Source organism: Endozoicomonas sp. (assembly GCF_965196975.1).
Taxonomy (GTDB): domain Bacteria; phylum Pseudomonadota; class Gammaproteobacteria; order Pseudomonadales; family Endozoicomonadaceae; genus Endozoicomonas.
In genome coordinates this window covers 3,757,975-3,778,563 of the sequence record NZ_OZ239981.1, presented here as the reverse complement: position 1 = coordinate 3,778,563, position 20,589 = coordinate 3,757,975, and the positions used below count along the sequence as shown (strand labels likewise).

Annotated in this window: 20 protein-coding genes; 8 read left to right on the top strand and 12 right to left on the bottom strand. The window is 46.0% G+C overall.

What is annotated here, in order from left to right:
- Nucleotides 1–33: 33 nt before the first annotated feature.
- Nucleotides 34–1,158 carry a hypothetical protein gene (locus tag ACOCLE_RS16990; protein WP_419533457.1) on the bottom strand — a complete coding sequence of 375 codons (1,125 nt, stop codon included), beginning with the start codon at nucleotides 1,156–1,158 and terminating at the stop codon, nucleotides 34–36.
- Between the two features lie 105 nt (nucleotides 1,159–1,263).
- Complete coding sequence (locus tag ACOCLE_RS16985) at nucleotides 1,264–1,506, bottom strand: hypothetical protein (protein ID WP_419533456.1); 243 nt, start codon at nucleotides 1,504–1,506, stop codon at nucleotides 1,264–1,266.
- 754 nt (nucleotides 1,507–2,260) lie between these two features.
- On the opposite strand from ACOCLE_RS16985, the gene ACOCLE_RS16980 reads away from it, so the two are divergent.
- The 5 genes from ACOCLE_RS16980 to ACOCLE_RS16960 all read left to right on the top strand — a co-directional run bounded on the left by ACOCLE_RS16980 (nucleotide 2,261) and on the right by ACOCLE_RS16960 (nucleotide 6,017).
- Nucleotides 2,261–2,476, top strand: coding sequence for a hypothetical protein (locus ACOCLE_RS16980; RefSeq protein ID WP_419533455.1), 216 nt, complete (start codon nucleotides 2,261–2,263; stop codon nucleotides 2,474–2,476).
- 60 nt (nucleotides 2,477–2,536) lie between these two features.
- Nucleotides 2,537–3,817 (top strand): ISKra4 family transposase, encoded by a 1,281-nt coding sequence (locus ACOCLE_RS16975; RefSeq protein ID WP_419532972.1) that lies wholly within the window; start codon nucleotides 2,537–2,539, stop codon nucleotides 3,815–3,817.
- A 329-nt stretch (nucleotides 3,818–4,146) separates the two neighbouring features.
- The gene (locus tag ACOCLE_RS16970) at nucleotides 4,147–4,455 is read left to right on the top strand and encodes a transposase (RefSeq protein WP_419533454.1); all 309 of its coding nucleotides are present in this window, start codon (nucleotides 4,147–4,149) and stop codon (nucleotides 4,453–4,455) included.
- Nucleotides 4,452–5,312: an IS3 family transposase gene (locus tag ACOCLE_RS16965; protein ID WP_419533453.1), complete on the top strand. Its 861-nt coding sequence runs from the start codon at nucleotides 4,452–4,454 to the stop codon at nucleotides 5,310–5,312. Before ACOCLE_RS16970 ends, ACOCLE_RS16965 begins: the two co-directional genes overlap by 4 nt.
- Before the next feature lie 60 nt (nucleotides 5,313–5,372).
- Nucleotides 5,373–6,017, top strand: a complete 645-nt coding sequence (locus ACOCLE_RS16960) for a hypothetical protein (RefSeq protein ID WP_419533452.1) — start codon at nucleotides 5,373–5,375, stop codon at nucleotides 6,015–6,017.
- Here the strand turns inward: ACOCLE_RS16960 and ACOCLE_RS16955 are convergent.
- From ACOCLE_RS16955 to ACOCLE_RS16940, 4 genes are all read right to left on the bottom strand, one after another.
- A complete protein-coding gene (locus ACOCLE_RS16955) occupies nucleotides 6,012–6,500 on the bottom strand; it encodes a hypothetical protein (RefSeq protein ID WP_066018864.1) in 489 nt (162 codons plus the stop codon). The two genes, ACOCLE_RS16960 and ACOCLE_RS16955, sit on opposite strands and share 6 nt — an antisense overlap.
- Before the next feature lie 50 nt (nucleotides 6,501–6,550).
- Nucleotides 6,551–7,831 (bottom strand): ISKra4 family transposase, encoded by a 1,281-nt coding sequence (locus ACOCLE_RS16950; protein WP_419532972.1) that lies wholly within the window; start codon nucleotides 7,829–7,831, stop codon nucleotides 6,551–6,553.
- 187 nt (nucleotides 7,832–8,018) lie between these two features.
- Nucleotides 8,019–9,524, bottom strand: a complete 1,506-nt coding sequence (tnpC, locus tag ACOCLE_RS16945; protein WP_419532963.1) for an IS66 family transposase — start codon at nucleotides 9,522–9,524, stop codon at nucleotides 8,019–8,021.
- A gap of 63 nt (nucleotides 9,525–9,587) precedes the next feature.
- On the bottom strand, nucleotides 9,588–10,298 hold the full coding sequence (locus ACOCLE_RS16940) for a hypothetical protein (RefSeq protein WP_419533451.1): 711 nt from the start codon (nucleotides 10,296–10,298) through the stop codon (nucleotides 9,588–9,590).
- A 306-nt stretch (nucleotides 10,299–10,604) separates the two neighbouring features.
- Between ACOCLE_RS16940 and ACOCLE_RS16935 the strand changes: the two genes are divergently transcribed.
- Together ACOCLE_RS16935 and ACOCLE_RS16930 are read left to right on the top strand one after the other, a co-directional pair.
- On the top strand, nucleotides 10,605–10,961 hold the full coding sequence (locus tag ACOCLE_RS16935; RefSeq protein WP_419533450.1) for a transposase: 357 nt from the start codon (nucleotides 10,605–10,607) through the stop codon (nucleotides 10,959–10,961).
- On the top strand, nucleotides 10,913–11,629 hold the full coding sequence (locus tag ACOCLE_RS16930) for an IS3 family transposase (protein ID WP_419533449.1): 717 nt from the start codon (nucleotides 10,913–10,915) through the stop codon (nucleotides 11,627–11,629). Before ACOCLE_RS16935 ends, ACOCLE_RS16930 begins: the two co-directional genes overlap by 49 nt.
- A gap of 581 nt (nucleotides 11,630–12,210) precedes the next feature.
- Here the strand turns inward: ACOCLE_RS16930 and ACOCLE_RS16925 are convergent.
- The 4 genes from ACOCLE_RS16925 to ACOCLE_RS16910 form a co-directional block, all read right to left on the bottom strand.
- Complete coding sequence (locus tag ACOCLE_RS16925) at nucleotides 12,211–13,608, bottom strand: cholesterol oxidase substrate-binding domain-containing protein (RefSeq protein WP_419533448.1); 1,398 nt, start codon at nucleotides 13,606–13,608, stop codon at nucleotides 12,211–12,213.
- A gap of 27 nt (nucleotides 13,609–13,635) precedes the next feature.
- Nucleotides 13,636–14,055, bottom strand: a complete 420-nt coding sequence (locus tag ACOCLE_RS16920; protein WP_419533447.1) for a hypothetical protein — start codon at nucleotides 14,053–14,055, stop codon at nucleotides 13,636–13,638.
- A 211-nt stretch (nucleotides 14,056–14,266) separates the two neighbouring features.
- Nucleotides 14,267–14,560, bottom strand: a complete 294-nt coding sequence (locus ACOCLE_RS16915) for a SemiSWEET transporter (protein ID WP_419533446.1) — start codon at nucleotides 14,558–14,560, stop codon at nucleotides 14,267–14,269.
- Nucleotides 14,561–14,593: 33 nt separating this feature from the next.
- Nucleotides 14,594–15,463, bottom strand: coding sequence for a dienelactone hydrolase family protein (locus ACOCLE_RS16910; RefSeq protein ID WP_419533445.1), 870 nt, complete (start codon nucleotides 15,461–15,463; stop codon nucleotides 14,594–14,596).
- A gap of 554 nt (nucleotides 15,464–16,017) precedes the next feature.
- Between ACOCLE_RS16910 and ACOCLE_RS16905 the strand changes: the two genes are divergently transcribed.
- The gene (locus ACOCLE_RS16905) at nucleotides 16,018–16,455 is read left to right on the top strand and encodes a hypothetical protein (RefSeq protein WP_419533444.1); all 438 of its coding nucleotides are present in this window, start codon (nucleotides 16,018–16,020) and stop codon (nucleotides 16,453–16,455) included.
- 475 nt (nucleotides 16,456–16,930) lie between these two features.
- Here the strand turns inward: ACOCLE_RS16905 and ACOCLE_RS16900 are convergent, their stop codons facing one another.
- Nucleotides 16,931–19,366, bottom strand: a complete 2,436-nt coding sequence (locus tag ACOCLE_RS16900) for a glycogen/starch/alpha-glucan phosphorylase (RefSeq protein ID WP_419533443.1) — start codon at nucleotides 19,364–19,366, stop codon at nucleotides 16,931–16,933.
- A gap of 101 nt (nucleotides 19,367–19,467) precedes the next feature.
- Entirely contained in the window at nucleotides 19,468–20,520 is a 1,053-nt protein-coding gene (locus tag ACOCLE_RS16895) for a MalM family protein (protein WP_419533442.1), read from the bottom strand.
- Nucleotides 20,521–20,589: the final 69 nt, after the last annotated feature.

Sequence of the window (20,589 nt, the reverse complement as noted above, 5' to 3'; positions counted from 1 at the left end):
GCTGTGAAAATAGAGCACTATTGTTTCAATCATTCAGAGAGAGCACCCTCTTGGATCCCGTTCTATAGTCAATATTAAGCCGCGTTTTGCTTGAGAAATCTTTTCCCGTCGTTTTCTTTCTATCCCCCTGTGGGCAATTTTTTGGGGATCAGATGAGGTTTTATAAACCTGTTTATGCACTCTTGACATCTCTGGTAGGGCTGTAGAAGGGAGGCTGTTGTCTGGTTTCATTTTCTGATGTTGCTTCTGGCATAACTGAATATAGCAATTGGCAACGGCAAGAACTTCGGCTTTGGGCAGCGCTTGCAGATTTAATAAAGATCGAATTTCATCGTAGCTTTCTTTTTCTCTGGCCGTGGCCTTTCGGGTGGATTCATTGTGCTTATGGCGTTCAAGTTCGTTTCTGCTCATTGGGTGGTCTGTAAATACTTCTACTGAGCTCGCTTCTCTGGCTGCGGTGTTTGTTCTGGGCGTATTGTGTGCTTGTCGTTCAGGTTCATTGTCGCCTGTTAGCTGGCCCTCTGGTAAGCGTTGAAGACATGCTGCTAAGGTCGATGTTCGAAAGCTATAGCGTTGGGCCGGATGTGTTTTGGGAGGGGCTCGACGCTTTCTAGACGTTTGCTGATCTGCTAGCTGAGTCATTTCCATCACATCGTCGAGCGTCGTTTGATCAACTGCCCTCAGCGAGACTTCGCCTGTTGTGATTTTTTCAATAACGTCTGATGAAGATTGAGTACTGCCTGTGTGTAACCCCACCGCCAAACCAGTGGCAGCAGCATTTTGAGTTGGGAAGGGGGCAGAGTTGCTGCTCTGACTGGTTTCTGTTTCCATCATTGAATGAGTGTTGGTGGTTGCGGTGAGTGCGTGTATCAACGTGGTTGCTGATTGCACGACTTCCACACGGGTCGAGCCTGACCTGAATGGGGTGGGTATCGCTTCTCTTAGCTGCTTTAATGCAGCATCAAGTGCATCCATATCTTCGTAGTAATTGCGAATGAATGTATCGGGTGCTGGTACGTTCCTTACTGCACTATGAACCCCCGGGTAATAGCCGCATGGCTCAATAGCATCACCTTCTGCATTGTGGGACGAAAGGTAACTGGATTCATTGGTATTCAGGTGATGATTATTTATGCTTCCAACTTGCGAGCTGTTCATTTGATAAATCCTGTCCCAGATTTATTCTGGTGTCGAAAACTTAAGGAGAATAGTTGGCATTCAGAAAGAACAAATACAAATATGGGTCAAGTCTTTCATTGTGCATTAGAGAAGAGGATAGACTTGAATCTCATGTACTTTTTTTACTGCACGACGAAAGACCTGACACCCAAGTCCTGGCAGTACCTGCTTGATAGTCACCCGTTCTTCCACTTCTGAGTTATAGCTCTCACGAATCACCTTGCTGGTGTACTGAGAGAGATTTGCGATCTCTTGTCTTTTGACTTCCAACTGGTTCTTGGTCAGATGTATCAGTGTGCAGAGCATTGAGTTAGTGAGTGTTTCCATGATGTGTTACCTCTTTTTTTGAATGTAATTTGTCCAGGAATAACAGGAGGACGTGTCCAAAAAATGTTTTGTTCACAGGGCAATAGATTTTTTTGAGTAAGTACGATGTTGTTCAAAATTACGGCAATTCAAAAACAGGAGGGGCAGTAACATGGAAATTACTACCTTAACGTCTCTGTGGTCGCTGATTCAGACTGATCAAAGCTGGAAGAAAATAGACTGACTGCCTCTAGTTATTCACTAGATGCACAGAGCATAGACACATAGAGGGCAAGGGTTGTTGTTGTGTATAACTGGATAGGTAGATCCACTCTAGTGGACGCAGGAAAAAGTGATAATAAGCAATGTAAAGTTTTGTGGATCGATGGTACTATTTTCAGCTTATGAAATTATACACTATGTGTCGTACAAAAAGAGCGTCATCTGACTATTCCTGAAAATGTCCGGACGGGCGGTAGCGTGGGTTTTAGTACTGAGAAAATGACATAACTCAAAGCCCTAGAAATCAAAATCGCCATTCCTATCAGCTCAATCTATTGATATTGAGATAATGCAAATAACTCAACTGAGAAATATTGGCGAGGAAATAGACTTTGAAGAGATTCTTTATTTTTTTTTCAGTCGGTTAAGTGATTCAAGACGGCGGGTTAATATGACTCACTTGAGTTCATAAGAAACGTTTATGGAGAATATGACTTAACTGAGTTCAATAACCAATATTACTCGGATGAGATCTAATAGCTGTTAAATGCTTATGGAAGTTATGTTCATCTTTCTAATAATTCTTTTAATTCCAGTTGGCATTTTTCATCTTAATGCTAAGGCCGCTGAACTTTTTAGAGCCCTTGAAGGAAGCCATCATGAGGTTTGGGTACGTCTAGGCTCACCTAAAAGGCTTCTAGGCATAGTCAATGGTGCAAAAGAGCCAGCCTTTAGCTTTATATACGGGGTGCTCTCTCTGAATGATTGAAACAATAGTGCTCTATTTTCACAGCTACTATGGGAACACCACTCATAATAGTTAACTGTCATGCCCGCTTCTGTTATTTCCAGCTCTACCAAAAGCATCGTTTTGCAAATTGAAGTTTCTATAGATTCAGGCAACATGCTGAATCTTGAAGATAGTTTACAGCGTGCACTCAATGAAGCCGGGCAGCTTGGAACAAAAGAGTTATTGGGGCTATTTGAATCACCCAATAAAGAACCTATCGTCGTTAATCAGCAGAAGTGGAACTACAAAGGAAAGGTTCTTAAGCACTATGAAACCTTATACGGTCGTATACCTTTGGAGCGCTCCGTATATCAGGGTGTCAGAGGTGGCAGTACTCTGGCAGCACTTGATCTTCGTGCCGGTATTATTGGTTCAGCTACCCCCAAATTTGCCAAGTCTATCGCCTGGAAATACAGCCAGATGCCAGCGCCTGCGGTAAAAGAAGATTTTGAGACCAACCATCAAAGGACGCTTTCAAATTCTTATATCAAGCATTTATCGGACAGAGTAGGTGCATTAATTGAAGACCAGCAAGACACTCACTACCACCTTCCTCCACTAAAAGAGCCTGTTGAAACAATAGCCATTGGTCTGGATGGAACCTGCATGCTGCTTTGTGAAGAAGGCTGGAGGGAAGCCATGTGTGGGACATTGAGCCTATATTCTGCAGATGGAGACAGGCTCCACACGATATATACAGCCAGTTCGCCAGAGTATGGTAAACAAAGCTTTATGAGCAAGCTCGACGAGGAGATTGCAGATCTAAAACGACTCTACCCAAATGCCACATACATCGGGGTAGCTGACGGGGCTAGAGAAAACTGGAGTTATTTGAAACAACATACCTCTGGGCAGATACTCGATTTTTATCATGCATCTGAATATTTAGCTGGAGCAGCGGAAGCACTGTTTCCAACCAGTAAGGCGAAGCGACACCAGTGGCTTGAAGACAGGCTACATAGTTTGAAAAACAAGCGTGGAGCAGCCAAAAAAATCCTTCAGGAAATTGAATCAGCCGAGCTCCCGAAAAAGACAATCGCACTGACAGAGAAGCGCTACAAAGCTGTGAGCTATTTTACAAACAATCACCAGTTAATGAATTATCATCAGGCGCTTAAACGCCATTGGCCAATAGGTTCAGGAGTTACTGAAGCGGCTTGTAAGACTCTGGTAAAGCAACGATTATGTGGTTCTGGAATGAGGTGGAAAGCAACAGGAGCGGAAGTGCTTTTGACAACAAGAGCACTGATCCAGAGTAAGGGGCGCTGGGAACAACTTTGGTCTGAGTTCATGACTGGAAAGGTTGAAGCTAACCTATGAGTCAGTTATCAAATTGAGAGAGCACCCTATATACGAGAAAGGCTACGAAGATCTGGATGACAAAAGGATTAGTAAAATGTGCTACAGCATCGACGTTACCTCTAAGGTATTTGTTTTAATATTTGTGGCATTGTTTATTTTAACTGGTATCTGGCATGGCATTTAACAAGCGGCAGCAATCGGACACGGAAAAAGCTGTCACCTTTTTTGCTTGCGCAAAAAAGCCGCCAGTTTCACCGCGCCGTTGTGCCGGGCGTTAGCTGCTCGAGTTACCCACGAATACTGGACACTTCATTAAGTTAGATTATCTTCTAACGATGAGGTGAGTCATGAGTAAACACAGACATCCTGCTTATACTGAAGAATTCCGCAAAGAAGCCGTTCGCATGGCGGGATTACCTGATAGAAAAGCTTCAGAGGTTGCTGAACAGCTTGGGATCAGTGTTCAGCAGATCTATAACTGGAAACGACAGTTTTCCCGTCTTTCAGAAAAACAGTTCAATTCACTTGAAGGTGTCGACTATTCTCGCAAAGAATCCGATGAGGTAAAAAACCTCAAACGTGAGAACCACCGCCTCAAGCAGGAGAATGAGTTTCTAAAAAAGGTGTCTGCGTACTTCGCGAAACACCAAGAGTGAAGTACGCCCTGATTGCCAGATATCGCGGTTGCTACTCTCTGGTGTTGATGTGTCGCGTTCTGAGCGTCTCTCGTTCTGGGTTCTATTATTGGCAGATGTCCGGTGAAAGCGTACGAAAGCAGCGCTCGGATAAGATCAAAACAGCCATTGTTAATACGTTTAAGGTTTTCAAAGCTCGCTACGGTGCACCCAGGATCACACAGGAGCTGAAAGCCTCAGGAACACAATGTTGCTTGAATATGGTTGCCCGGCTGATGAAACAGGTTGGGCTCAAGGCGCGTAATGGACGCGCATTTAAATATTCGCCCAGTGCTGAAGCGCTGTACGGTGTTGCTGAAAATCGCTTGCGCCGCTGCTTTCAGGCCGATAAGCCAAACCAGAAGTGGACAACTGATATCACCTATATCCGGGTAAAAAGCCGATGGTTGTATCTCGCAACTGTGATGGATCTTTATTCTCGCCGGATCATCGGCTGGGCTTTAGATACCACCATGGTTGAGTCGTTGGTCACCCGGGCACTTGAGATGGCTTTTGCCCAGCGATCAACAGAGCCTGGGCTGCTTATCCATTCAGATCGTGGTGTTCAATATCGGGCTACTCGTTACCAGAGTTTGATTCGGCGATATGGTGGAGAGCCCAGTATGAGCAGACCTGGTAACTGCTGGGATAATGCAGCTATGGAGTCATTCTTTAGCCGGTTAAAAGTTGAATTAGTTTATGCCGAACGATTTCAGAGTATTGAAGAAGCCAGATCTGGAATCTTTGAATACATCGAAATATTTTATAACCGAATCAGACGGCATTCATCACTGGGATATTTAAGTCCTGTTGAGTTTGAGCGTAGAAACCAACAATAGGTGTCCACTTTTCGTGGGTAACACCACTGCAGAGTCCAAAGATCAATAGCAGGTGAAATTTTGAGATTGAAGAGTTTTTTATTTGCACTAATTAGCGCATTATTAATTTTAGGAATCCTTGAATTAATATCAGGCTTTTATATTTTTGAAATTAAGGTGTCTGAGCATCTAACATTAGCATCCAGAAGCGCTGCATTTTTTATCACACTTGTTTTGGGTTGTTTTTATTATGATTATATCGAAAAGAATGAATCACTAGATAATTGGGAAACATATAGGGTGTTATTGACAAACAAATATCTGCTTTTTTTAATATCGCTGTCTTCAGGAATCAGTTTTATATATCGGGTTTTACCTGAAGCAATCAGTAAAGAAGGATTTCCCGTTACACTTCATTTGTATTGGGTTTCAGGACTATTAGTTCTTGTTTCATATTTTCTATTTTTGTGCCTGTCGCCAAAAATATTCAGCTATAAAAATTATGTTGATTTCTACAATAAAGACAGAACAAATCTCTCTATATGGAATGACATTGAAACCTCAAAAGAAATAATTAATAAAAAAATAAGGCTGGATAGTGAAAATAAAAGCAAATATTTGAAGAGCTGGAGAATTTTAACTAAAGCAGAACAATATAATGCTTGTCCAAATGTTTTTTTCATAACAAAAAATGGGTGCTCTCTCAATTTGATAACTGACTCATAGGTTAGCTTCAACCTTTCCAGTCATGAACTCAGACCAAAGTTGTTCCCAGCGCCCCTTACTCTGGATCAGTGCTCTTGTTGTCAAAAGCACTTCCGCTCCTGTTGCTTTCCACCTCATTCCAGAACCACATAATCGTTGCTTTACCAGAGTCTTACAAGCCGCTTCAGTAACTCCTGAACCTATTGGCCAATGGCGTTTAAGCGCCTGATGATAATTCATTAACTGGTGATTGTTTGTAAAATAGCTCACAGCTTTGTAGCGCTTCTCTGTCAGTGCGATTGTCTTTTTCGGGAGCTCGGCTGATTCAATTTCCTGAAGGATTTTTTTGGCTGCTCCACGCTTGTTTTTCAAACTATGTAGCCTGTCTTCAAGCCACTGGTGTCGCTTCGCCTTACTGGTTGGAAACAGTGCTTCCGCTGCTCCAGCTAAATATTCAGATGCATGATAAAAATCGAGTATCTGCCCAGAGGTATGTTGTTTCAAATAACTCCAGTTTTCTCTAGCCCGGGTGCTCTCTCAATTTGATAACTGACTCATAGGTTAGCTTCAACCTTTCCAGTCATGAACTCAGACCAAAGTTGTTCCCAGCGCCCCTTACTCTGGATCAGTGCTCTTGTTGTCAAAAGCACTTCCGCTCCTGTTGCTTTCCACCTCATTCCAGAACCACATAATCGTTGCTTTACCAGAGTCTTACAAGCCGCTTCAGTAACTCCTGAACCTATTGGCCAATGGCGTTTAAGCGCCTGATGATAATTCATTAACTGGTGATTGTTTGTAAAATAGCTCACAGCTTTGTAGCGCTTCTCTGTCAGTGCGATTGTCTTTTTCGGGAGCTCGGCTGATTCAATTTCCTGAAGGATTTTTTTGGCTGCTCCACGCTTGTTTTTCAAACTATGTAGCCTGTCTTCAAGCCACTGGTGTCGCTTCGCCTTACTGGTTGGAAACAGTGCTTCCGCTGCTCCAGCTAAATATTCAGATGCATGATAAAAATCGAGTATCTGCCCAGAGGTATGTTGTTTCAAATAACTCCAGTTTTCTCTAGCCCCGTCAGCTACCCCGATGTATGTGGCATTTGGGTAGAGTCGTTTTAGATCTGCAATCTCCTCGTCGAGCTTGCTCATAAAGCTTTGTTTACCATACTCTGGCGAACTGGCTGTATATATCGTGTGGAGCCTGTCTCCATCTGCAGAATATAGGCTCAATGTCCCACACATGGCTTCCCTCCAGCCTTCTTCACAAAGCAGCATGCAGGTTCCATCCAGACCAATGGCTATTGTTTCAACAGGCTCTTTTAGTGGAGGAAGGTGGTAGTGAGTGTCTTGCTGGTCTTCAATTAATGCACCTACTCTGTCCGATAAATGCTTGATATAAGAATTTGAAAGCGTCCTTTGATGATTGGTCTCAAAATCTTCTTTTACCGCAGGCGCTGGCATCTGGCTGTATTTCCAGGCGATAGACTTGGCAAATTTGGGGGTAGCTGAACCAATAATACCGGCACGAAGATCAAGTGCTGCCAGAGTACTGCCACCTCTGACACCCTGATATACGGAGCGCTCCAAAGGTATACGACCGTATAAGGTTTCATAGTGCTTAAGAACCTTTCCTTTGTAGTTCCACTTCTGCTGATTAACGACGATAGGTTCTTTATTGGGTGATTCAAATAGCCCCAATAACTCTTTTGTTCCAAGCTGCCCGGCTTCATTGAGTGCACGCTGTAAACTATCTTCAAGATTCAGCATGTTGCCTGAATCTATAGAAACTTCAATTTGCAAAACGATGCTTTTGGTAGAGCTGGAAATAACAGAAGCGGGCATGACAGTTAACTATTATGAGTGGTGTTCCCATAGTAGCTGTGAAAATAGAGCACTATTGTTTCAATCATTCAGAGAGAGCACCCTCTAGCCCCGTCAGCTACCCCGATGTATGTGGCATTTGGGTAGAGTCGTTTTAGATCTGCAATCTCCTCGTCGAGCTTGCTCATAAAGCTTTGTTTACCAGTAACTATTCAGCACCCAGCAAAGGCGTATTGTTGTAATTTCGAACCGCTTTAAGAAGCGCCTGAAATATGTTCAACCCCTGCTTTTTAGCAGATGATAAATAGCTTCGGATTCGGGTAAACATGGTACCTCCGTCTTCGCTTCTGAAGCAGCCTGAGATCTTCTGCTTAAGTTTGGCCATCCTGGCATCACGTTCACTGCCATTGTTATCGAAGGGAATTGAAAAGTCCGACATGAAGCGCAACGTTTCAACCTTAAACTCAATAAGCCTTTTGAACAGGTTGTAGGCCTTGGTATTCCTGACCTTCTTACGTCCAAGCACCTGTCGTTGTTTTTCCATATAAGCGGTTTCCTTCGTGAGAGCCCTTTGAAGGATTTGGTCGTATATCGTCTCAATGCGAAGCTGTATTGCACCAGGCATTTGAGTCAGACCGGCTGCTTTGTATTTCTTGCAGAAGTGCCAGGAGAGCGTAAGCAATTTCATCAGCCGCAGAGCCAGCTTATTCGCATCCCTATCGACAACTCCCTGAAGCTCTCTCAGATGATGGGCATTACAAAGCACATGCACTGCCGCATAGGCAAAGTAGGACTTCCAATGATCGTGAACCAGAATGCCTGCAAAAGTCAGCAGGATGCCCATTGCATCCATTGCTTCACAACCTCGCCTTTCTGAGAGGTAGTAAAGCGTCCATTGGTCATCTCGCATAATGTGTAACCACCACAGTGAACCGTCAACCCGCATGCCAGTTTCATCCGCTCCTGCAACCGGACTTTCTTGTAAAGCATCGCGGATACTCTGCTCAGTAGAGGCCAGGTTCTCATGGGTATAGGCAACAAAATTGGCAACAGAGCCTGCGCTGACACTCATGCAATAAATAGTATTGAAATACTCAGACACCCGGTGATATGGGATGAAGTGATACTGGTTTAAATGAACAGCCATTGCCTGAGTCACTTCTCCGTATTGAGCAGCGGCTTTCACTCCTTGGGGAAACTCAGCGGTGTTCCGTTTACCACAAGGACATACTTTAACGTCTGCCCAGTACGCGGTAACTTCAAATTCTCCGGGTCTACCTGGATCAAAAACCTGTCGCTCAATGTATTTGGTGGGTTTAATATCGATAAGCGAAGACTGGCAACAGCAACATTTTTCAACCTTCAGATGCCTGACATAATCGGGTAAGGCGACACGTCTCAAACAAGAGCCTTGATGACCTTTCTGGCCACCTGGTTTATTGCCTGAAGATGGTCTAAGGCTTTTGGGGTTCGGTGTTTCCTGTGAGGAGCAGGGGGCTTCTTTGGAAGATGTATCACCTTTATCACTCCCTTTTTTACTGGGCTTTTGATAACCATCTGACGATGGTGGCTTACTACTGTTTTGACTGTTTTTATTAACCCTTTCTTCCAGTTCGCTGCAACGTTCCCGTAAAAGCGCATTCTCGGTCCGAAGCTCTTCATTCTCTTTAAGGAGAGCTTCGGTAAACGGAGTAGCTGGGAAGTCTGGTTCCATACTGGAGATTTGTTAGAAAAATTGAGTATAAGATGATGGTCGAAAAATCAGAAAATTCCAGATTTATATGAAGGGTGCTGAATAGTTACGTTTACCATACTCTGGCGAACTGGCTGTATATATCGTGTGGAGCCTGTCTCCATCTGCAGAATATAGGCTCAATGTCCCACACATGGCTTCCCTCCAGCCTTCTTCACAAAGCAGCATGCAGGTTCCATCCAGACCAATGGCTATTGTTTCAACAGGCTCTTTTAGTGGAGGAAGGTGGTAGTGAGTGTCTTGCTGGTCTTCAATTAATGCACCTACTCTGTCCGATAAATGCTTGATATAAGAATTTGAAAGCGTCCTTTGATGGTTGGTCTCAAAATCTTCTTTTACCGCAGGCGCTGGCATCTGGCTGTATTTCCAGGCGATAGACTTGGCAAATTTGGGGGTAGCTGAACCAATAATACCGGCACGAAGATCAAGTGCTGCCAGAGTACTGCCACCTCTGACACCCTGATATACGGAGCGCTCCAAAGGTATACGACCGTATAAGGTTTCATAGTGCTTAAGAACCTTTCCTTTGTAGTTCCACTTCTGCTGATTAACGACGATAGGTTCTTTATTGGGTGATTCAAATAGCCCCAATAACTCTTTTGTTCCAAGCTGCCCGGCTTCATTGAGTGCACGCTGTAAACTATCTTCAAGATTCAGCATGTTGCCTGAATCTATAGAAACTTCAATTTGCAAAACGATGCTTTTGGTAGAGCTGGAAATAACAGAAGCGGGCATGACAGTTAACTATTATGAGTGGTGTTCCCATAGTAGCTGTGAAAATAGAGCACTATTGTTTCAATCATTCAGAGAGAGCACCCCAAAAAATACAATAAAATTCTCCAGAAAAAAAAGACGTAATTGTGTTGGGATTATTCTGATGATAGCTTTAATAACAATCTTTGGGATTCATTTGTCAAACTTTGTTAATCATATTGGTGAAGCAATATTTACTATCACAGAGCAGCTAACGAATGGTTCCAAGTGACGCTGTACTTCCCCCGTTTTAGTGGACACTGAAATCCAACTTAAACTGGGGGCTTTATGCCTGCATATAAGACTGGTAAAAAGACCAGACAATACACCAATGAGTTTAAGGTCAGTGCTGTGCTGCTGACCTATAAACCCAACAAAATGATTAAAGATGTAGCCGAAGATTTGGATATACATCCTTTCATGCTGTCTCGCTGGCGAAAGGAATATCGAGAAGGAAAACTTGTGGCAGATAAGCGTAAGTTGCCAAAGCAACTCTCTAAGATAGCTCGTCCTGAACCTCAAACCGACAAACAACGAATGCGTCAGCTTGAAGCTGAGAATGCTGAACTCAGGCTGGAGATCGACTTGCTAAAAAAGTGGCAACGATTTCTAGCGGAGGAACAGCGACGAAGTTCAGGTTCATAAAGCAGTATCGATTTCGCTTTGGGATCACCAGGCTATGTTCCCGTCTTAATGTCTCCCGAAGTGGGTACTACGCCTGGTTAAGGAGAAAGCCTAGTGCCAGAGATCAGCAGGACTTATGGCTGAAGGAGCGTATTACTACATTGTTTCAGCAAAGTCGGGAAGTTTATGGCAGTCCTCGAATTCATAAAGCTTTGCTTAAACAAGGTATCAGTGTTGGTAAGAAGCGTGTTGAGCGTTTAATGCGTGAAGAAGGGTTAAAGGGACGTGTTGCACGAGTATATCGCCGGGTACCGGGGTTACACCGTTTCTTTCAGAGCATTAAAAACAGGCGAAGAGAGTTACCGAAGCCAAGTCGCCCAAATCAACACTGGGCCGCTGATGTCACATACATCAGAGTAAAGAAAAAGTGGATGTACCTGTCTGCGGTGCTGGATTTGTATTCTAGACGAATTGTGGGTTGGTCACTGGGTAGCCGAAGAACGGTTGACTTGACGAAGGCTTCACTGATGATGGCTATCCGTAATAGAAGGCCGGAAAAGGGTTTGCTCTTCCATACTGACAGAGGGATTGAGTACAGAGCTAATGAGATACAAGCGGTACATCAGCGTTACGGAATTATCCCGAGCATGAATGTACTTCCCCCGTTTAAGTGGACACTAAAATGGTGAGGTATGCCTTCGTATAAGCCTGTTAAAAAGACCACATAATCTGCCATGTCAAGTGGTGTCTATTTTATGGGGGGCATAACCTTGGCCAAACCATTAGTCTGCCCATATGGTAATTTGTCAGGCTAATTCATCAATTATTAGCCACCATTGCTACGATTGATGTATCGGGTAGGGGGTCACCGTAAGGTTCCTCATAGCAATACTCCGCTAAATATGCTGCCCGATGCCAAATTTTACCTGAAACGCAATTTTTGTGGTCTACATGAGCTTTTAGGCAGATTGAACCCTATTTGAGCCAAATTGCCAGACACTTGTCATTTACTGGCTATAAAGAGTGTCGAAGCATCTTGCGAACAGTGGCTAACAGCTGCAAAGAACTGCACATTAGTGCATCTGAAACTCTCTGAAAGCACTGTAAATTACTGATTTATAAAGACTAAGGCTGAGCCGGGGTGCGAATTCAAATCCCGCCGCCTCCACCAAATAGAAACCCGGTTGGTCCTGGATCTTCCGGGTTTTTTATTGCCTGACATTTTTCAGGTATCAAGAAGGGAAAACCTTAGCCTCCTTTGGCGTTTGCTTTATTGCAATAGCTCGTCGAGCATGGCGTTCGAATACAGGTTCATTGGATCATACTCCTGCATAATGCGAACGGTGCTGGCGAAGCTTCGTGGCGTTTTTGCAAATGATGCCGGGATTTTAGTGCGCAAAATATCACTATCCGTCCATGGACCTTTATCATCGGTGTAGCCCCACCCCTTTGACCATTCCGAACGCATTTCTGCGGTTGGGTATCTGTCGTATAGCCATTGCTCAATTTCCCGATAAAGGGCATTTGATGCAGGGGCACCGGGCAGTGTCAGTAAATCAAGCCACACCGCAGTATCAACCTTTGAGTCACTGGTGCTGGATTTTGTTAAGGCTGAAATAGCGGGCGGTTTGGGCTTTTGCCCATTGCGGGTTTTCAGGCTGCCCGTTTCTTCCAGCCCGGTGACCCGGATTTCCATAGGGCCAGCCATGGGGTATAGCCCCCGCTGGGCGTACTCTTTTGCCAATGACTGATACTTCTGAACAAAATCATGAATCATTTTCTGGACATCAGCCCTTGGGAGGTGAATGGCATAACCATTGGCGGTCACTCTCAGCGTCGATTTTTTCACATAAAGCAACGTGTGCCAGGCAGGGCCCCAGAGGTCATTCAGTCGGATTACGCTGGCAGGCGTAGTGGATAAATCAAGCTCTGAACTGTCTGCGTCGTTCTTAGACATGGCATTTTTCAGCTCGACACTGGTCAGTTTTCCATCAAGGGCAAGGTCAACCAAACAGTATTGAAACTGTCCAAAGCTCGGCACCAGGTTGGGGCTATCGTTGACGATAGCTTTGATCAGGCGGCTTCCTATCACCGGTATTTGATCGGCAAAGGCATAGTTATAAGGGCCCGTTGTTGCTTTTGATTCCGGTGGTTTGGTCGGGCTGTTTTCCCAGATTTTCAACCATGGGTATTCTGTGAATGGGAACCAGATCGTTTCCATCCGCCCGTAGCGGTCAAGAATACTGGCAACCGTTAATGCACTGTTATTGGCATTTTCATGAAACAACTCTTTCCAGCTGACGTTGGTGTAACTTCGACAGCGCAGGTTGAAGTTTGGCACAGCCTGAAGCGTTACTTCCGTAATTAACAGGCGACCCATGTGGGTGAGGAAAACATCGGTATCTTCCTCGTCTCTGTGAAAGGTTTTGGCTTCATACTTCCCGGTGCCTCGATTGTAAACGATGGCTCTCAGTGACAGGACCGTATTACTTAAGCTGCCATGAAAGTTAGGGTCTTCATTAGAGTTATTATATTCAACACCGGTTCCATGGCCGTTAATCGCCAGTATGCCTGCAATGGTAATATCACCGGGTGCCGGCGTATTTTGGAATGCGTATCCCTGGCTGGCTCCACCGGGCGTGCGGTTGTCCGATAAGAAACGATACAAATCTTCAGCAAGGGTGCCAGAGCCCGCTCACACAACACCATAATCTGGGAGTGCTTTTACCATCTCCAATTGGTTGAACAGGGATGTATCCACCAATAATATTTTGTCGTCTTTCGTGGTGCCCTGGGTAATGATGAGGGGTGACCAGTTATGCATTTCCCCAAGAGGCCTTACCTTATACCCATTTTCAGCCGCCCACTGCACGATGGTGACCGCATCACTCTCATTGGTGGGTTTGGTTGCCAGCATATCTTTGGCCTGTATGTTTTCAGACCAATTGATAAAGTTGATTTTGTAAAAGGTCGCATCACAGCCTGTTAATAAAGCAGACATGGGTAAAGCGGTGGTGACCAGCGCGGTAAAGGTCAGGGTTGATGAATGTTTCAGGAATTGACGCCGGCTTTTGTTGACTTCAGGAGAGATTGCTTCGCTGCGATTTTTCTTCATTGAGACCGATCCGTGGACAAATGGAAGTTTACAGCTACCAGTTTCTGAAGGTATCGAAGATTGTTGGGAAAATGAACCGTTTCAAGAAACCTTCACAAAAAAATTGATGCGCTGGGTTATCCATTTATCCGTCATCAATTCTCATTTCACGGGGTTAACTGTTGTACCCTCACCGGCATTAATAATGAGCAGCAGCGAAACTTTCCCATGGTTAAAATGTAAAGCCCACACGATCAATGATCCCTGCGACCATCGCCAGATACATTAAAAAGCCCAGACCATTTCCGACCCAGATCGTAGGGTTCTTATGGTAAAGGCCGTAAATTGTCCACAGAAGGGCGATGAAGGAATACATTGACCAGGTTGTGAGAGACAGTCCCAGGGCGTATTGTCCATGGGAGAAGTAGAGCTTATAAAGCTGGGGCAGTGTGGCGACAGGGCTGATGAGTCCCATAAGGAGCATTACGGGTTCGAGTGCTTTTCCAATGCGTTCAATCAGAGTCATCGTAGCCTCTTTCCTGTTGTGCAATGCGCTCCATTAATGGGCTGGCTTTTCTGTTGCTGGAGAGAAAGCGTCTTTCAGAAATGCTTTCACGACACTGAGTGCTTGCTGGTGGGTTCCTGGATCGGAGTTTTTATGGCGGGAGACATCAAAACCGTGCCCGACTGCCGGGTAGGTAATGCTGTGCACAGGCAGGCCTTGAGTTACCCATTTATCGGCCATCGCTTCACATTCAGCGGGGTTAACCGTTGTGTCCTCACCGGCATTAATGATGAGCAGCGGCGTAGGGTTGTTGTAGGTATAGCGTGCTCTGGAAGGAAGCCCGCAATAAGGATAATAAACAATGGCTGCTTTGACTGACTGCAATACCTGTGGAGGTGTCGAGGCTAAAGCGTACGATGCATTGCCGTTATAGGACAGGGCATCGTGAATGGTCCAGCCTCCATGGGAATAGCCAAGTAATGCGATGTTGTCGGTGTCCGCCTTTGGGTGCTGGCGGATAGCTTCCAGAGCAACATAAATGTCTCCGGCTCTTTCAGGTCCCCAGAGCGCATGGCCTCCACACACGGTGTCTTCATCAAGCCCACGCCCTTTATGGCTATCCACCATGACGGCCATGTATCCCTGTTCGACCAGCCAGTCCATCCTGGGCTTTGCCCTTTCCGGCTTAACCCCCTCACAGCCGGGTATGATCAACACCACAGGAAAGGGACCACTGCCTGAAGGTGTCTCAAGAGTCATATATGGAATGACGATATCCTTTAACTGCTGCCAGCTTTGAGCGTCAGCAAGAATTGCCTTTTTGTAGGGCCATAGCCCGATGAAAATCAGCAGTGTGACAAACAGCAAAAGACAGATGGACAGCCGAAAGGCCAGCTTTCGAGTACGGTTGTTTTTAGCAGACATGTTTTTTACTTCATACTCAATAACTGTGAATGCACAATTAACACTGTTTTTTTAATGAAATATTGGCCCTAAGCTGATCAATACCCTGAGCCTGTCCTGATAGCAAAGGCGTAAGCCAAGTGTAGGACAGGGGGTGCTGTTTGCACACAGGAAGTTTTATTTGAAATAAAAAAGTTATTTATAACTTTGCTTTTTTACCTTAGTTAAATGATCACTGGCTCCTGTTTTTACCTGAACCGAATGGTTAAGGGTCTTCTATTGAATGGTAGGGAATGTGTCGAATGTAGGTGGGCGATTCTTATCGGCTTTGCACCGATAAAGATTTTTTAATTCATTGATTTACTTGATTTTAATGGTGAGGTATCAGGGCGAGGGTAGAATGAAAAAAAACTGTGGGTAATGCGGAGTATGGCCCTGTATACCGCCCGAACACCTGTGCTGCACAGTGGCTGATCTCCGTTATATCGCGTGGCTGAGGTTAACTAACCATCTGGTTAGTCATTTAAACAGATAGCAGTGGTAATGTGCGGTAAATCGTTTATGGATTATTCGATATGACCAGACGTTACCTTTTTGAAGAACTGTCACTGAATGGCATCTATCGCGGGTACAGCGATAGTATTCCCAGCCATCTTATGAACCCGGATATTGAGAAGGCTTTAAAGATCTTCCTCCAGGTGAAAGAATTCCAATACATCGAATTCAAATTGGGAAAGCCCACTTACGTATTTTTGATGCAGGATACCTGTCCATACACACGATATGATTGGGCAAAGGTCTCGATAACGGATCGCAGTGATATGAAGTATGTGTTCATCTACAACGATCCTCACCCTGAAGAGCGGTGGTGGATTGATTACCAGTCCGTTGATGAATCAGGTGCGCCGGTCAGTACCGAACGGTGTGTCGGCTGGTTTATTAATGAGTTTACTGCCTTGAAAAAGGCCCGTGAGATCCTCGCGCAGCCGGACAGAACGAGCAAGGTCAACTGATAGTGTCTGTTGAAAAAACATGGGCCTGAATTCCAGGCCTTTCTGCCTTATCCCCATTGCCACTATGTATTTCATTTCCAGATTGTTCAAGACTCACAGAATTAACATATAAATAGTGTCGTTTATTTCTGTGCGCAGGAAAATCAACGCTTTGTTGATTGTGAATGGATAACGTACCGGAAATAAAAATCCGGTAAAACTAGGGATCAAACCCATAGGTAGACTCTTGCTGCGCAGCTGCGTGTGATTGATGGAGTTTTACGCTGTTCACAACTGGCTTAACATATTTGTGGTTATATTAAATTTCACTGCTTTGATCGATTTTTGACTTCTTAACCTGTTAAAAGTAATTGAAAGTTCAGTCTTTTTTGTAACAGAAAGTGTTATGGCTCCATTAAAAAAGCCCCGTAGCTCATTGAGCTATGGGGCTTTTTGTGGGTGCCTTTCAGCAGTTACTTTTCAGTAGCTGGCAATACTACTTCCAGACACGCTCTGCATAATCACTAATGGAGCGGTCAGAAGAGAATCGTCCCAGTCGGGCGGTATTCAGAACCGCCTTGCGCCACCAGAGCCTTGGCTTACGGAAAGTTTCGGACACTTTCTGCTGAGCTTCTCGATAACTCTCAAAGTCAGCCAGCGCCATGAACTGATCACGATGCATCAGGTCTTCCGCAACGGGCTTCAGCAGGTCGGGTTTGTGCTGGCAGAAGGAGCCATTCATCAGGGAGTCAATGGCCCGCTTCAGTACAGGATTGCTCTCATAGTAATGGTACGGGTTGTAACCCTGCTGTTGCAGCGCGGCAATCTCATCAACGGTTTTTCCGAAGATAAAGATATTGTCATCACCCACCGCTTCGGCAATTTCCACGTTGGCGCCGTCCAGGGTTCCGATGGTCAGCGCGCCATTCAGGCCCAGCTTCATATTTCCGGTACCGGAGGCTTCAAAGCCTGCAGTGGAGATCTGTTCGGAAAGGTCGGCAGCAGGAATAATCTGCTCCGCCAGACTGACGCGATAATCCGGTAGGAATACCACTTTCAGGCGGTCATCCAAACGACGATCGTTGTTGATAACCTGGGCGATTTTGTTGATGGCCAGAATAATCTGCTTCGCCAGCACATAGCCGGGTGCGGCCTTGGCGCCAAAGACAAATACCCTTGGGGTATGGTCTGCGTCCGGGTTATCCAGCATTTCGTGATACAGACTGATGATGTGCAACAGGTTTAACTGCTGACGCTTGTACTCGTGCAGTCGTTTAATCTGGACATCAAACAGTGCGTTCGGGTTAACGGTGACCTTGCACTCTTTCTCAATCAACCGTGCAAGTCGTTCCTTGTTTTTGAAACGGACATTGGCGAAGGCATCCAGGAAGTCTGGAGATTCAGCCAGAGGCGTCAGTTTTTCCAGCTGATCAAGGTCAGTACGCCAGTCGGTGCCGATATTGCGGTCCAGCAGTCGTGCCAGGCCAGGGTTGCAGTGAGCCAGCCAGCGTCTTGGGGTGACACCGTTGGTAACGTTTACCAGCTTGCCGGGGTATAGCGCATCAAACTCGGGGAACAGATTGGCTTTTACCAGTCCACTGTGCAGCGCGGCAACGCCATTGACCCGGCGACTGCCAATCACAGACAGGTTGGCCATGCGGATCATGCGATCACCATTGTCCAGCTCTTCGAAGATACTGACTTTCTGGATGATCTCGAGATTATCTCCCCACTGCTCTTTGGCTTCGCCGTTCAGGAAGACATAGTTGATCATCTCAATGATCTGCAGGTGTCTTGGGAGAATGCGACCCAGCAGAGAAGCAGACCATTTCTCCAGGGCTTCTGGCAACAGGGTATGGTTGGTGTAGTGACACATTTCCTGGGTGATGGCCCAGGCCTGGTTCCAGACCATGCCCTCTTCGTCCATCAGCAGACGCATCAATTCAGGAATGGCGATGGCCGGGTGCGTGTCGTTCAATTGCAGGGCGTAGTGTTTTGCCAGGCTGCCCATTGGCAGGCCACGCTGTTTGTGCTGGCGGATAATATCTTTCAGGGAGCAGGCAGTGAAGAAGTACTGCTGGATCAGCCGCAGGTCCTTACCCTGTGGCGTTGAGTCTTCTGGGTAGAGAACGCCGGAAATGGTGTCACCATCCACTAGGTTGCGGCAGGCTTCCAGGTACTCACCCTGGTTATACTTGTCCAGATCAATCGGGTAGGCGCCGACCAGACTTTCCCAGAGACGCAGGCGGTTTACATATTGGCCACCAAAAGATGGAATGGTGATATCCCATGGCACACCGAAGAGTTTTTTGCCTGGTACCCAGCGATTATTGCCATCGTGATCCATTTCCATATGACCGAACAGGCCAATTTCTACGGTTTCTGATGGACGACAGGTTTCCCAGGGGCTACCAAATTCACGCCAGACATCGGGCTTTTCTTTCTGGTAACCATCCACAAAGACCTGACGGAACAGACCATAACGGTAGTTGATACCGTAACCGGTGGCTGGAATATTCCGGTTGGCCAGAGAGTCCATAAAGCAGGCGGCCAGACGACCCAGACCACCATTGCCCAGCGACATGTCCCGCTCCTGATCCAGCACATCAGAAATGCGTACACCGTGGGATTGCAGCAGAGTGGCTGCGGTTTCGTAAAGACCAAGGTTCATCAGGGCGTCGCCCAGCAGGCGTCCCATCAGGAATTCCATGGAGAGGTAGCAGACATGACGATCCTGCTGGCTTTCATCCAGGCTGCTCTGCTGCAGCTGGTCAAGATTGATGTCACGCAGCGTCAGTGACAGTGCCTGCCACCAGTCGCGGGCGGTTGCGCGCTTTGGGGTAGTGCCCAGCTCACGACGCAGGTGTTTTTCCAGTTCTACAGTGAATGTGTTGTGATCCATTAGTGGGGTTTCGCTCTTTTTCTGACTCACAAAGAAGTTCCCTGGCAGTGGTTATTTCTGTTGTTAGTTGAAACACCAGCACTGTTTAATAAGGTTAGCGTTGGGCTGGCGTTACTCTGGCTTATCGTTGTTTACTCAAAAGCCCTGTCCATTTCACTGGCGAAGCGTTTGGCCTCATCAACCAGAAGCAGAGCCCGGTTGCTGTCATTGGACTGAAGGGCGGAAATAATGCCGGAATTAAAATAATGTCGCACTTTTTCGGCCGCATTGGCGTTATCGGCAGGTGAGCCCGGCAGTTTCAAGGTGGTTTTATCCTGGCCATAGGCCTTAATAAAGGTTTGCTCGGCCTGGCTGGCAGTGGTGATGGCCTCCTGGCGAAGTTTCATGGCCCCGGCAACGTTGCCTTTTTTCAACTTAGACTGGATATGAAGAATGGCCTCATCAATCATGACTTCCACATTACGGTCACTTTTTATGGCCTTATGGGCAACGGTTGGCACCATTCTCAGCTTACTGTCCACCTCCATACTCTGTTGTGCCTTGACGGTATCCGGGGTGATTGGCGTGAGCCTGATCAGGAGCTCTCCCTGGCTGACGTGCTCTGCCTCAATATCCGGTATGGGGGGCGCTACCTGTCCTCTGGCTTCAGCATAGGCTTTGGCTTCATTGAACAGTGCGGTTGTGTCCTGACGCAGCTCATCGGTGGTGTAAACCACCAGATAGCGGGCCTTGTCACCGGTATTGATCTGCAGTGTTGTGCTGACATTTTCCGGGTTCAGGAATTGTCTCGGCTGGTAGATCATCTCATCAGCCATCAGGTGATCCACTGTCTGGTAGTTCTTATCAAGCACCAGCACTTCCGGATAAAAGAGGGAGCCATGGTTCATGGTTCTATTCACCAGGCTTGCTATCTCGACGGAGTATGGCGTTTGCTCTGGCAACTGATACCCGACAACCGGTGTTGTACCACCGGGCAGGTTCATTTGCTGAATCGATGCAGTAATGGCGCTGGACAGCTTTTTTTCGGAGGAAAGATCCAGAGGCCGATAGCTGACATCGGAAAAATCATGAATGATGGCTGGCTGCACAATAGCAGAGGATACCTGCTCGGTTTTGTGAGCATTGTTAGCAGCGGTACAGCCGCCCAGTAGCGTTAACGGTATTATCCAGAGGATAGACTTCACTGTATTTCGCCCCCGACTCTTCATTTTTTATTCATCATTTGCTGTTTTCTAATTTGTCTGATTCATGAC